At 41.7% G+C, this 13,364-nt stretch carries 9 protein-coding genes; 3 read left to right on the top strand and 6 right to left on the bottom strand.

Annotation, left to right across the window (positions count from 1 at the left end; translation table 11 throughout):
- Positions 1-11 precede the first annotated feature (11 nt).
- The 6 genes from AC0YN7_RS11995 to kynU form a co-directional block, all read right to left on the bottom strand.
- On the bottom strand, positions 12-4,385 hold the full coding sequence (locus tag AC0YN7_RS11995) for a DUF7402 domain-containing protein (protein ID WP_475810233.1): 4,374 nt from the start codon (positions 4,383-4,385) through the stop codon (positions 12-14).
- A gap of 950 nt (positions 4,386-5,335) precedes the next feature.
- Complete coding sequence (locus AC0YN7_RS11990) at positions 5,336-5,767, bottom strand: hypothetical protein (RefSeq protein WP_475810232.1); 432 nt, start codon at positions 5,765-5,767, stop codon at positions 5,336-5,338.
- Complete coding sequence (locus AC0YN7_RS11985) at positions 5,751-6,224, bottom strand: MerR family transcriptional regulator (RefSeq protein ID WP_475810231.1); 474 nt, start codon at positions 6,222-6,224, stop codon at positions 5,751-5,753. Before AC0YN7_RS11985 ends, AC0YN7_RS11990 begins: the two co-directional genes overlap by 17 nt.
- Before the next feature lie 131 nt (positions 6,225-6,355).
- The gene (gene ald / locus AC0YN7_RS11980) at positions 6,356-7,501 is read right to left on the bottom strand and encodes an alanine dehydrogenase (protein ID WP_475810230.1); all 1,146 of its coding nucleotides are present in this window, start codon (positions 7,499-7,501) and stop codon (positions 6,356-6,358) included.
- Positions 7,502-7,561: 60 nt separating this feature from the next.
- Positions 7,562-8,920, bottom strand: a complete 1,359-nt coding sequence (locus AC0YN7_RS11975) for an amino acid permease (RefSeq protein WP_475810229.1) — start codon at positions 8,918-8,920, stop codon at positions 7,562-7,564.
- Positions 8,921-8,967: 47 nt separating this feature from the next.
- A complete protein-coding gene (kynU, locus tag AC0YN7_RS11970) occupies positions 8,968-10,254 on the bottom strand; it encodes a kynureninase (protein ID WP_475810379.1) in 1,287 nt (428 codons plus the stop codon).
- A 205-nt stretch (positions 10,255-10,459) separates the two neighbouring features.
- Here kynU and AC0YN7_RS11965 point away from each other — a divergent pair, with 205 nt between their 5' ends.
- The 3 genes from AC0YN7_RS11965 to AC0YN7_RS11955 all read left to right on the top strand — a co-directional run bounded on the left by AC0YN7_RS11965 (position 10,460) and on the right by AC0YN7_RS11955 (position 13,322).
- Positions 10,460-11,074 (top strand): TetR/AcrR family transcriptional regulator, encoded by a 615-nt coding sequence (locus AC0YN7_RS11965; RefSeq protein ID WP_475810228.1) that lies wholly within the window; start codon positions 10,460-10,462, stop codon positions 11,072-11,074.
- A 359-nt stretch (positions 11,075-11,433) separates the two neighbouring features.
- Positions 11,434-12,384 (top strand): ABC transporter permease, encoded by a 951-nt coding sequence (locus tag AC0YN7_RS11960; protein WP_475810227.1) that lies wholly within the window; start codon positions 11,434-11,436, stop codon positions 12,382-12,384.
- Between the two features lie 11 nt (positions 12,385-12,395).
- Positions 12,396-13,322 carry a carbohydrate ABC transporter permease gene (locus AC0YN7_RS11955; protein WP_475810226.1) on the top strand — a complete coding sequence of 309 codons (927 nt, stop codon included), beginning with the start codon at positions 12,396-12,398 and terminating at the stop codon, positions 13,320-13,322.
- Positions 13,323-13,364 lie beyond the last annotated feature (42 nt).

Below are 13,364 nucleotides of genomic sequence, written 5' to 3'. Positions count from 1 at the left end.
ATCGGATTTGTTTATTGCAAGATTGCTTTAGCTGCGATTGCAAGGTCTACAATATCCACCTTGCCGTCTTTATTTACATCCGCTTTCTCATTCCAGCCCGCCTGATCTTGTTGTTTGCCGTAAGCCGCTGCAATAATAGCCAAGTCTCCAATAGAAATTTTTCCATCCCCATTGACATCGGCATTGATTTTCTTGGTGTCAAACAATTGAATGGCCGCTTCCAATGCAGCTTTCGCGCTATCCACCTGCTGCTGAGTGGCATTCGGATCGTTTGCTGTCACTTTGGCCACAGCGATTGCCGACTGCAATGGCGCTTTGGATCCATTCACATACAAGCCGTGCTCATTGCCTTCCACTGCAGCATCGTACTTGGCCTGAGCGCTTGCGATCGTTGTGTTCAAGAGAGACTTATCAACGGATTTACTAATTTGTATTTCGTGGGAGGCCCCGTTAACCTCCAATTCATTCCCCTGTCCGTTGGCAATCACAACATTGTCGACAGTAATTGTCGTTGCCTCCGCTGCAGATTTAGCTGTAAATTTGAAAGTCAACATATCGCCTTCGGCAAGAACCCCTTGGTTTGCTTCCACGCTGGAAGCAATAATCCGAATTTGACCCGGCGCTGTCTCCTCTTGGTCAATGACTTCGAATCCATCTTTCAGCGATGTAACCGAATCGAATTGCAAATTCGCTGGATTATAATGTAGAGTCACATCTTGGGCATACATTCGCTGGTATACACTTTGTGTTACACTGGTCAATCCCATCGTCAGATTGAATGCTTGATCAGAGTCCACCTGCTGTACACCTGTCAATGTAGACTGCGGCGCTACTGGCGCTGGCGGTGCAACCAGCTCAAACCAGTTAATATTCCATCCACCTGCTTCTACGTGCAGCCTTATCGTATGACTGCCGGCAATTAAGGAAACTTCGTCGGATACGGTCTTCCAATTCTGCCAACCTCCTGTTGACGGCAACGATGTTATTTTTTGAGAAATACCATCTACAAGGAAATTGACTTTGCCTGTACCACTGTTTACAGCTACCCTGTAGTTTAACTTATAAACTCCTGTCTCTGGCACATTCACAACGTAGTCCATCCAGTCTCCCGGATCTGTATATCCTACATCCTTTGTACCCTCAGAGCTGTCCTCTGTCTGAATCCCAGACATATTAACATAATTTTCCGCTTGTACTTTACTAACATATTGTACAGTTACGCTAATGCTTGTTGTCAAAGGCACGTTGTTGGGATTTGCCACCCCTGTTGGCAAAGCTACAGTTCCATTAACAGTGAATGTCTGTGCAGTCTTTACAGTGGGATCATAGTTTGAAGCATCTACATTCCATGTCACCTTGGCATCCACACTGTATGCATCGGTAACCATAGATACTGTCTTTGGCAATCCAAGGGCGTCCGCTGTCTTCGCCGTTCCAATGTCCACTCCTGTGATGGCTGCCGGCGCTTTGATGCTCATGAGATTCAAAGGTACCCCAGCCGGAACAATCCACGAAAATTCCATTTCCGACAAACCCATATTCCCCTGACCGGATAACTGGAATTTGACCCATGTCACCTTCCTGGTAGGGAAATGTACAGAATAACCGCTCCCGTCATTCGGGATTCCTGAAACCGTCTCAGTGCTTCCGTCGCTGAAGGTAAGTGTTCCGCCTTTCGTCCAGTCGCCTGTGTTTGCCCGATCATAGAAGGTAATACTGTTGATCGTTTGATTAGTCGGCCAATTCACCTGGATCCATCGACCCTGATCTGCACTGGTCCCCGTCCATTCGCCAACACCCGGTTCCCCCTTTTTGATACCATCGATCACTTTTCTGGGATGATAATTGTCATTGTGATATGATGAAGCGGTAGCAGTAGCCGTAGCGGTTGACACTGATAACTTATTAACAAATACTCTAATGCTTGTTGTCAGAGGCACGTTATTGAGATTTGTTACTATAGTTGGCAAAGTTACAGTTCCATTTACATTGAAGGTCTGTGGAGTCGCTACATTGGGATCATAGTTTGAAGCATCTACATTCCATGTCACGTTGGCATCTACCCTGATTGCATCATCGGTAACCAAGGATACTGTCTTTGGTAATCCAAGGGCGTCCGCTGTCTTCGCCGCTCCGAATGCCACATCTATTGCGTCAGCAGGCGCAGTGATGCTGTTTAAATTAATATTCTGAGCTAAAATGTCAATGTCCTGCGACGAACGGTTATACATGGAATCGTCGGCGAATACCCTGATTTTATATGGCGTATTCGGCGACAAACCTGTAACCTGATATTTCTTGTATACCTGGTATGGTTTCTCCATCGGCATCGAAAGGCTGTTAAACGATTTGTCCACTTTCCCAGTGAGCTTGTTGATAAGCTGAATATTATATTCCAGAACGCGCACATTGTCAGTTGCTTGCTTTAATGTAAAACCAACTCCGTTGTTATTGAAGTCCAAGTAATCGACCTTAATAGAACCCTCATCAAGCTGCGGAGCTATGAGTTCTCTTGTATCCTTCCTGCTATAGGTAAAGGCATCTTTGCCTTCGCCAACGATTTTTACAGAAGGTATCCCTACATATTCATCTGTAGCTAAATTATACTGTTTGATGATCATTTTTGAACCGTAAATCTCTATGAAATTCACGATTTTAGGTGTGGTAAGATAATTGATATACGAGCCTTCGATATATCCACCGTACGGACCGCCATCAATATAACTGGAATATGAACTCGCACCGCTTTCGAGAAACGTAGCCGAACCTTGAAAGTGAGAACGTTCGTCGGTCGGGTCGTATTGCGTATGACCTGACATATATACCACCTGCGAGAAGTTATTGTTGGCAAGAAAGTTACCCATAGCATTACTTGCCCCGCTGCTCCATCCCGATCCCCAAATGGTTCCGCTTATAGGGAAGTGAGAAGATACAAATATGGGTTTGGTTGGATCGTAATCCGCTTCATTTTTAATTTGGTTGAGGAGATTGGTGGCTTTTCCCACCGTATTGCTGCTGTTAATATTTCCGTCAAAACCCACAAAATTATATCCTTTTACATTCACCCTATAAGCACTGTTATAGAAATGGTTTTCATATGAATTCGTTGACTCGTTCCACGCGCCCGCCGAACCGATAGGAATAAAATTTTGGGAACCGGCCCCATCATGGTTGCCTCTTACCATGTACCACTTCGTATTGTTTAACAAACCATCACTTTTAAGTTTATCTACTATTTTTGTCATACCTTTCATAGCCACATCATTATCTTGGCCGGTAATGTCGCCAGGAATAAAGACTACGTCGGCCTGTGGGAATAAACTCAGTTCTTTTGTGTACAATTTTACTCTAGCATCAATTACTCCGGGATCATCACCGACTTCCGGGTCGCTGTCTAGAAGCACATTTAAACCAGCGGGAGTTAATGTTTTATTGCTTTTTTCATAGATGAATATGGCGTTGCTTAGTTCACGTTTGTAATAATTGATGGTTTCCTGTGTATATAATTTTACATTTTGCGTTGTTGCCACCGTATTTGCCGTATTCATAACCTTCTGCAAATAATCAAAATCGGTTTGGCTGAAGCCGTTGCCAAGACCTCCTGCTATTAGTATATTTGCTTTTGATATTGTGTCGTTAAGTGCGTTCATGTCTACTTTATTTACACCGTAACTCTTATAATTAGCTTGAACTACATCACTGCTTAATGCGCCTTTCCAAACATTCAGATCAGCGATATCGAGTGAATTACCGCCATTTTTGCCCAATCCGTCGCTACCTATATTTAATGGGTTCGGTGTATCTAAAGTTCCTACCCCCAGCGAAGTTTCAGCCATTTCGTAACCATCGATATACAACGACGCGAGCATTTTATCTCTGTCTACTACAAATGTCACGTAACGCCAATCGGAAGCATTAAACGTGTCGCGCCCAAAATTTACTGAATTGTCCGGGAAACCTAAATTCATATTGACCGAGTTGGCTGATGTATAAATCGCCCAGCCTGCGTTAGAGCTCTTAGTAAAATCTTTGTTTGATAATATGACCTGATTATTTTTAGTGTCGCCCTTATACCAGAAGGATGTGGTAAAACTGTCATTACCAAAATTCAGGCTATTCGACGTACCGACATAATTACCATCTCCGCTTTCTACGTGCAGAGCTTTGGTCCCGGGTAATACACCGTTTACATAACTATAATTTCCATTTCCTCTCAAATTTTCTTGATTTGCATCGTCCTTTAAATTATTATCGAATTTCATCGATGCAATAAGGGGGTTGGCATTGTCGATTTTGACTACGTTTTTATCTGCATTTACTGCGGTGTTCGATAACATACCGATTATCATCGTTAATACGAGGGTAAAGGATAAAATTCTTTTCACTACAGAAAACCTCCATATTATAAGTTTTTTAAGAATCTGTTCAAAAGGCTCGTAAAATTAAGTAAAAAACAAAACGAACCGTAGAAAAAAATGGTAAAATGAAAGTATCCCGACTACCATTCAACCAACAACGCGAGGTGCATTTCATGGATTTGCAGCTTGAACGGCTGCCCTAACTACAATTACACAATCGGCTAGGATCAGAGCAAGTGCGCTTGTGAGAAGACGTATTCCGATCCGGATGCGACGATCACGACGATACCTGTGGATACGCTTTCTTGTATATCGCCATTAGTGCCCCGATTAACGTCATTTACTCAGAGACAATTCGTACAATGACGAACAGGCCAAGTAACGACATGATCTTACAAGGTCTATAGCGATAATTAACAGACATCTCAATCCGTAAGCACCACCCCCAAAAAAATTGTCTCATCCCTACGGAAAACAATTGCATATCGAAATCGATCGACTCCTCTAACGCTTTGGGGATGTCGATCTTTGGGGATGCGAGCTTTGGCCAAAAAAGCGATTTTCGCATTTGAATGTCCTTTCATTTGTGTTCAATATTTTTTTTACAAGATCTATATTTTTAGGATAAGGGCCGTGTTTCTATCTATGTACAAAAAATATTGTACAATATATCCATTATTAATAGGTTAATTACGTGTAAAACTCAAATGAAGATTTTGTAAAAAATTAACCTCCCTGCAAGTAATTTACTTGAACCGCATCTTATAATCTTGATTATTTTTTCTCTAGAAAAAACAAAAAACGCTCGGAAACCCAAGCGTTACGCGGTTTATATATGGTGGAGCCTAGGGGGATTATGCTCGTCTAACTCGCTTTTCCATAATGGGATGTCCGAATCTTGATTGTATGATGACGGAGCCTACTCAATGATTACTTTTAGCGGTAGATTCAGACGCCGTGCTCCTCGGACATCTCTATTACTGCGGCTGCTGTCCACCGGACTGCTTTTCCTTCATTCTTGTGCCCACTATGATGAGGGCGACATAGATTACAATGGCAATCGAATCTATAAACGTATCCGTAAGCGCCGAAACGTCAAGCAATGCCGTTACGCCAAGAATGACCATCAGTCGGACGATCAAGATCGCCGCGATCATCCATGCGGCAAACCGGATCTTCGATCGCTCACTTTGGAATGACATGATAATGAATGCGATACCGAAGACCAGATTTTCTGCCGTGATAATGTGCCAAACATACGTGAATACCGTCTGGGTATCCATGGATATCGCCCTAATGTCGAGCGTCGGCAGCACAGCGGATTGCCCGTTCCATGCGTGCGTGACGGCAAACAATATCGCAAGAACGCCTGCAATCAGATAATAAAAATTCCTAATCTTGATGTTCATCACAACCTTCTTTAGAAATTCCCGGTTCATTCTTTCGGATATCCTTGTAAATCTCACGGACGAATTCTGCCAACCGTTGGTCACTTTCGTTATTCAAGTCCCTTAACGTTTCGGCTGCTATGTTGAGCAGCCGACTGACCTTTTCCAGATGGGCAATCTTCTTGCGCGTTTCTGCGTTCTTGGCATCGAGGAACACAGCAACCTCTTCGCAGTAAGCGGGGTCGATATTTTCCATCTTGCGGTAACCGAATTTCCCCTTGATTTCGTTAAGAGAAAAGTCCGCATACTGCATGATCTGAATATTCATCAAGTCCATGAGATCGTCCTTCGAATACCTTCGGTATCGATTGTCTTCCCGAGACGGCGAGACGATCCCAATCCGGTCATAATACCGAAGCGTATCCTTCGGCAACCCAAGTATCCGCGAAACCTCTTGTATAGAATAAAGTTTTTCCATGAATTCAGATTAACATTAGAGTTGACTCCAGTGTCAAGTAACTTGGGCGAAAAATTAAGATTATGCATCGCCAAAAAAGCCACCATAGGGTGGCTTTTCTGACGAGATATGATTTTCCTACCTTCTTTAAGTTAATTGAAGGTCCCCTCAAGTAAATCCTTTTTTTCTAAAGCATCTTCTAACTTTACATAGTCGTAACCAAGATCTTTGGCAACTGCTTCAAAAGTAATTTCACCATTTGCTAAATTTACTCCAAGTTTTAATGCTTCGTTCTCAGCAATTGCTCTATATACACCTTTGTTTGCCATCTGCAATGCATATGGAAGAGTAACGTTCGTTAAAGCGATGGTAGAGGTCCGCGGAACCGCACCAGGCATGTTGGCTACAGCGTAATGAACGACGCCATGCTTGACATAGGTTGGATTGTCATGTGTTGTAATTTGATCGATCGTTTCAACGATTCCACCTTGGTCGATGGCAACATCTACGACAACAGAACCAGGCTTCATTGCCTTCACCATTTCTTCCGATACCAGTTTTGGAGCTTTTGCTCCAGGAATCAATACGGCACCAACTAAAAGATCAGCTTCAGCTACTGCCTGTGCGATATTTAATGTGTTGGACATTAGTGTTGTAATTTGATTTCCGAAAATATCATCCAATTGACGTAAACGGTCAGCGCTTAAGTCGATAATCGTTACATCAGCGCCTATTCCAATTGCCATTTTTGCCGCGTTCGTACCTACGATACCGCCGCCAATAATGGTCACTTTCCCACGGTTCACACCAGGTACGCCTGCAAGGAGAATTCCTTTGCCTCCGTTCGATTTTTGTAGAAATTGGGCACCAATTTGTGTAGCCATCCGGCCAGCAACTTCACTCATCGGCGTAAGCAATGGTAAAGTGCGATTCACCGAAACGGTTTCATAGGCAATGGCAAGAACTCCTTTTTCTTTCAGTGCCTGGGCTAAAGCCGGTTCAGCGGCCAAATGCAAATAAGTGAATAAGATCAAGCCTTTACGAAAATAGTTATATTCACTTGGAAGTGGCTCTTTCACTTTCATAATCATATCGGACTTTCCCCATAAATTTTCCACATTTTCAACAATTTCCGCACCGGTATCAGAGTAATCCTCATTCGTAAAACCACTACCTACACCAGCGTTTTTCTCAACTAATACTTTATGCCCGGCATTTACGAATGAAACGACTCCAGCTGGAGTTAAAGCTACACGGTTTTCGTTATTTTTAATTTCCTTAGGAATACCAATTATCATGAGAAGATCTCCCCTTCGTTATTAAGCTCTAATTTTTCCAGTCAGCTTTTTGAATAAATCTCACTTTGGACTCTTTTTTTTCATAATAAAATAAGCAATGGATAAAAACAGCAGCCAAGGGATACCGAATTGGAGCATAATTTTGAAATCAGTAAACCATGCTGTGATCATTAAACTTAGTAGGAGAAGTCCCCCTAATATCGTCAAATAAGGAAAGCCAATCATTCTTACCGGTAATTTCCGTCCACCCATTTTATCCCATTTCTTACGGAAAGATAAATGAGAGATGAAAATAATCAACCAGGTAAAAAGTGAACCGAACATAGAAATCCCCATCATAAATGCATAGGATGATCCCGGCAGCAGCGCACTTACAACCGCAGCAAGAATAATTCCCATTGTGGAAACTGTTAGTGCAGTCGTTGGAACACCTTTCTTATTAAGCTTGCCAAGTACGGCTGGCGCAAGTTTTTCTTTTGATAAAGAAAACATCGTTCGTGAAGAAGCATACAACTGTCCGTTCATGGAAGATAAAGCGGCTGTTAAAACGATAAAGTTCATTATTCCAGAGGCGCCAGGTATGTTTAAGATTTCCATTACTTTCACAAATGGACTTTCTTCAATTCCTGCAGATTGCCATGGAACAATCATCAACATGATCGTCAAAGTAAGCACATAGAAAATAGACAATCGGAAAACAGTTGCTTTCAATGCTTTCGGTACGGCTATATCTGGCTCTTTTGCTTCACCTGCAGTAACCGCAATCAATTCTGTGCCTAAAAAGCTAAAAAGAGATATAAAGACGGCAATCCACATCCCTTTAAAACCGAATGGCAGGAAACCTCCATGATCTACCAGGTTATTAGCACCCACATTTTCATAACCTGAAGTTCCAAAAAGAACGTACGCTCCTAGAAGAATAAACGCAACAATTGCACTCACCTTGATCATGGAAAACCAATATTCGAATGTTGCAAATGCATTCACACTGGTAGCGTTTACATAAATAAGAACTGCTGTAAATACGATGATCCAAATGACACCAGGGACTCCTGGAAACCAGTATTTCATATAGACCGCGATTGCACTTATTTCAACCCCAATGGCAAGAACCTGGGCAATCCAATAAGAGTACCGGACAAGAAAGCCTACCATGGGATGAAGATATTTATCGGCAATTGTTCCAAAAGCTCCTGAAGTTGGATGGGCAACCGTCATTTCTGCCAAACAACCCATTAATAATAAAACGATAAAAGCACCTATTGTATAGCTGAGCAATACACCAGGTCCGGCAGTACGAATGGCTAGTCCGCTTCCAAGGAATAACCCCGTCCCAATTGCCATCCCCATTGCGATCATCGAGAGCTGACCTGTAGTTAACTCCCGTTTCAAACCCTCACCGCTTTGTTTATTCTCCATCTATTTCATCCCCTTCAGGCTTTGTCCGGCCATTTTAGCGTTTTACATTATGCAACTACTTCGCGTTCATTTTTAAATTTCTCATACTGTTTCTCTGCCATGATCTTTTTAAGAATTTGAACCACTTCCCAAACTTCCTCGAAGGAAGAATAAAGGGCAACAGGTGCAAGACGAATGATGTTAGGTGCTCGAAAATCCGGAATGATCCCGTTTTCCTTCAATGATTTACAAATTCGCGCTGCTTCAATATGCTCAAGGCTCACATGCCCGCCGCGTCGTACATCCTCTCTTGGCGTTCCGATGACGAATCCCATATCCGCTAATTCAATGTCAATTAAATTCATTAAATATCGATTGATTTTAAGTGATTTTTGGCGAATATTCCCAATACCTGCTTCTGTAAATATTTCCAAAGACCCAATCAAAGGGGCAACGCTAAGCAAGTGAGGAGTTCCTATTTGGAAGGCTCCTGCGGAAAGAGCGGGAGTTAATGTATGCTCCATGTCGAATTGTTTCTCTTTAGCAGAACTAAACCATCCGGCGAGTCCAGGCATCCTTCCAAAATGCTTACGATTCACAAACAAGCCTCCAACGCCGCCAGGTCCGCCGTTCAAATGTTTATAATTACACCAAAAGGAAAAATCAACATCCCATTCGCTGAAGGAATGCGGAATCGAACCTACTGAGTGGCAAGCGTCAAAGCCAATTACAATACCTCTACGGTGTGCTTCATCGGTTAATCGTTTGATATCCAATATTTGACCACTACGATAAAGTACGGTGGGCAAGACGATTAAAGCGACTGTTTCGTCCATTGCTTCGATAATGTCGTCTTCTTCTAAAAAGCGGCCATCTCGGCTTTTCACGCGAATAAGTTGTGTATCGGGATCATATCCATGAATCCGTATCTGGCTTTGAAGAGCATAAATATCGGATGGAAATGTTAGTTCATCCGCTAAAATTTTTGTGCGTTTTCCTTCTGGCTTATAAAACGTAGATACAAGCTGATGCAGATTTACTGTCGTAGAACCGGTCACAATGACTTCTTCAGGTGAACCTCCTACTAACGGAGCAAGTTTCTCTCCTAGTTCTTCCGCCATAAAGAACCATGGATGTTTCCCCTGCGTCCAGCCATCGATTCCATGTTCCTTCCAATCCTCTAAAGATTCCAAGAGAGTCCTTTCCGCTCTTTTCGAAAGAAGACCCAATGAGTTCCCATCCATATAAATAGATCCTGGCTTTAAATAAAACTCTTTTCGAAAATGAGCAAGAAAATCTTCCTCATCCAATTCTTTCGCATATCGTAAAGTTACATCAAAATTTTTCAAAAGCATCATGATTCTCCCCTTTACAGATGATAATAAAGCGCTTTCTTCAATGAATATGACATAGTGTCAATAACATTATCTATTTAAATATGACATGATGTCAATAATATTCTTCATCCAATTTTTAACATGCTCACCCACCTGGTGATATCCCTTTCCTTTTCATATTAATTCATATATTCTAGAGATAATGAGTAGTGGGGGAATAGGAATGAATAATCATAATATAGAGGATAAAAGACATTTACGATCGCTGAAAACACGAAAAAAATTGTTAGAAGCCGCAAGGGAAGTTTTTCTGCAAGAAGGTTTTCAAAAAGCAACGATCTCGCAAATGATTAACAAAGCGAGTATCGGATACGGAACGGCATATGTACATTTTGGAGGAAAAGAAGATCTTTTAATCGTATTGATGGAGGGTGTCATGGAGCGATTTTTTGAAATTGCCGAGATCTCCTTCCTGCCAAAATCGAATCAAGAAGCTGAGGAAATCATTCGCAAACAAGCGAATGCTTTTTTAAAAATGGCTGAAGCCGAACGGGATATGATGCAAGTGTTCGAACAGGCAATTGGGGTTTCTTCTTTAGTTTCGGATAAATGGAAAGCCATACGGGAAAAATTTATTCAGCGTATTTCAAAAGACGTAGAATATGCACAACAAAACGGGTTAGCTAGATCCGAGGTTAATCATGAGATTGTGGCACGAGGTTGGTTTTTTACGAACGAAATGTACCTATGGGAAATTGTCCGGGACGAACACCATAGTTCTGTCGAGGAGATCGCTAGGACGATCACTTCTGTCTACGCCAAAGGACTTTATTTATAGTGTTGGATCTAAGCGTAAGTTCTATCCTTAAAGTTAGAATCACCTTCTGACATATGTATTTAAACCGTTGCTTCAAATACAACCATTTACAGCAATTAAGAAGATGAACTGAAGAATCTGATCCAAGAAATCCAGACAAAGGACCAAGGAAACCTAACGGTATCCTTGGTCCTTCGTCGTTGCCTCCCCCACAACATGAAACGACAATAAACGACAATTCATCTGAAATCTAACGTTTGTTGACTAAAAAGTTATGTTTGTTAACTAGAAGTTAGTTCACTTTCTTTTATATAATACAGTTAAGTAAGCGGTTACAAGAAAAGGAATCCATAAAATAACTAAATAAAGGAGTTAATACTATGAGCGCAAAATCAGAGCCACTCAAAAAATCAAAGCGCTTTCAACTTAGAAAGCAAGATTTTGAGTTAACTCTCCTGGCCATACCAACAACGATTTGGTACATCTTATTCTGTTTCTTGCCCATGTTCGGTGTTATTATCTCTTTTAAAAATTTTAAAATTAGCGGGGGCTTCCTTAGTAATGTGTTCAACAGCCCTTGGGTTGGTTTTAAAAACTTTGAATTTCTATTCAAGTCCAATGATGCTTGGATCATTATCCGCAATACAATCGGCTACAACATAATCTTTATTATTCTCGGCATTGTACTGCCCGTGGCGTTCGCCCTTATGATTGGACTTCTTCATAATAGCAAGGCTGGGAAAGTATACCAAACGATGATGTTCCTTCCTTACTTCCTGTCATGGGTCATCGTCTCCGCGGTAGGTTGGGCATTCTTCAGCTTTGACAAAGGAATTCTCAATCAATTTTTAGGTAATCTAGGATTAGAATCTATAAACTGGTACATGGAACCGCAATATTGGCCTTATATACTTATTCTCTTGAATATTTGGAAGGGTATCGGTTATGGCATGATTATTTATTTGGCAACGATTACTGGTATCGACAGTACCTACTACGAAGCTGCTGTAATTGATGGCGCTTCCATCTGGCAGCAAACCCGTTTCATTACGCTCCCATTGCTTAAGCTTGTAATCGTCATGATGTTCATCCTTTCAGTTGGCCGAATATTCTACACCGACTTCGGACTATTTTTTCAGGTCACTCGTGATTCAAACTCCTTGTTTGAGGTCGCGACAACGATTGACGTATTAGTATACAAACAGTTGAAAACTGCTACATTAGGAATGGCGTCTGCTGCTGCATTTGTCCAATCCGTACTCGGTTGTATTACGATTTTGACGGCCAATTGGATTGTCAAAAAAATTGACTCTGATAGCGCAATGATATAGGAGGTGTAAGAATGGCAGCAAAAACATATGAGTCCGGACTTGATAAATTCAATCGAATAAGTAAAGGCGTCAATATTCTTTTTAACGTGTTCTTCTTTCTTGTAGCACTTGGCTGCGTCATCCCCGTGCTAGTCGTATTATCGATATCACTGACGCATGAATCCTACATTCGGGAAACGGGCTATAGCATCATTCCAATGGTTTTATCACTGGATGCTTACGCTTTTATCGCTAAGCAAGGAACGATCATTTTGAATGCACTAGGTGTATCCTTATTTGTAACCGCTGTCGGAACAGTCATCGGTGTACTGCTAACGACTACGATGGGTTATGTTCTCTCACGTCCATCTTACAAGTTTAAAACCTTTCTGACTTGGCTCGTTTTTATTCCGATGATTTTCAACGGCGGTCTCGTTTCCAGCTACTTCATTAATACTAATTTATTAGGATTAAAAGATAGCATTTGGGCACTTATTTTACCGCTTGCGGTTTCATCCTTTAACGTCATCATTTGCAAAACTTTTTTCAGAAGTACAATTCCTGATGGTCTGATTGAATCAGCTGAAATTGATGGAGCGAGTCAATTCCGAATCTTCTTCTCCATCATTCTGCCAATTTCATTACCCGTTCTTGCGACAATTGGCTTATTCCTTTGCTTCGGCTACTGGAATGACTGGTTCCAATCTATGCTATATATCTATAACCCAAATTTGTACTCCCTGCAGGCATTGCTTAACAACTTAATGACCAATATCGATGCACTAGCGAGAAATGCTTCGACCATAGGTATCAGCGCAGCAGAGCTGGTAGCAACGATGCCTAAGGAATCGGCTCGTATGGCAATTGGTATTCTCATCGTCTTGCCTGTTGCTTGTGCTTACCCATTCTTCCAGAGATATTTCATTTCTGGACTTACGATTGGTGCCGTCAAAGGCTAATTACGAAGTAGGCCAGTTCCATTCTGGTTTATGATATGCCAT

Source organism: Paenibacillus sp. J31R122 (assembly GCF_056269185.1).
Note: the sequence above shows the minus strand (reverse complement) of the source record. Positions and strands in the feature narration are given on the sequence as shown.

Excerpts from the sequence above, each read along its gene's own strand:
- AC0YN7_RS11990 (WP_475810232.1), bottom strand. The coding sequence starts at position 5,767 with ATGAACATCAAGATTAGGAATTTTTATTATCTGATTGCAGGCGTTCTT.
- AC0YN7_RS11985 (WP_475810231.1), bottom strand. The coding sequence starts at position 6,224 with ATGGAAAAACTTTATTCTATACAAGAGGTTTCGCGGATACTTGGGTTG.
- ald (WP_475810230.1), bottom strand. The coding sequence starts at position 7,501 with ATGATAATTGGTATTCCTAAGGAAATTAAAAATAACGAAAACCGTGTA.
- AC0YN7_RS11975 (WP_475810229.1), bottom strand. The coding sequence starts at position 8,920 with ATGGAGAATAAACAAAGCGGTGAGGGTTTGAAACGGGAGTTAACTACA.
- kynU (WP_475810379.1), bottom strand. The coding sequence starts at position 10,254 with ATGCTTTTGAAAAATTTTGATGTAACTTTACGATATGCGAAAGAATTG.
- AC0YN7_RS11965 (WP_475810228.1), top strand. The coding sequence starts at position 10,460 with ATGAATAATCATAATATAGAGGATAAAAGACATTTACGATCGCTGAAA.
- AC0YN7_RS11960 (WP_475810227.1), top strand. The coding sequence starts at position 11,434 with ATGAGCGCAAAATCAGAGCCACTCAAAAAATCAAAGCGCTTTCAACTT.
- AC0YN7_RS11955 (WP_475810226.1), top strand. The coding sequence starts at position 12,396 with ATGGCAGCAAAAACATATGAGTCCGGACTTGATAAATTCAATCGAATA.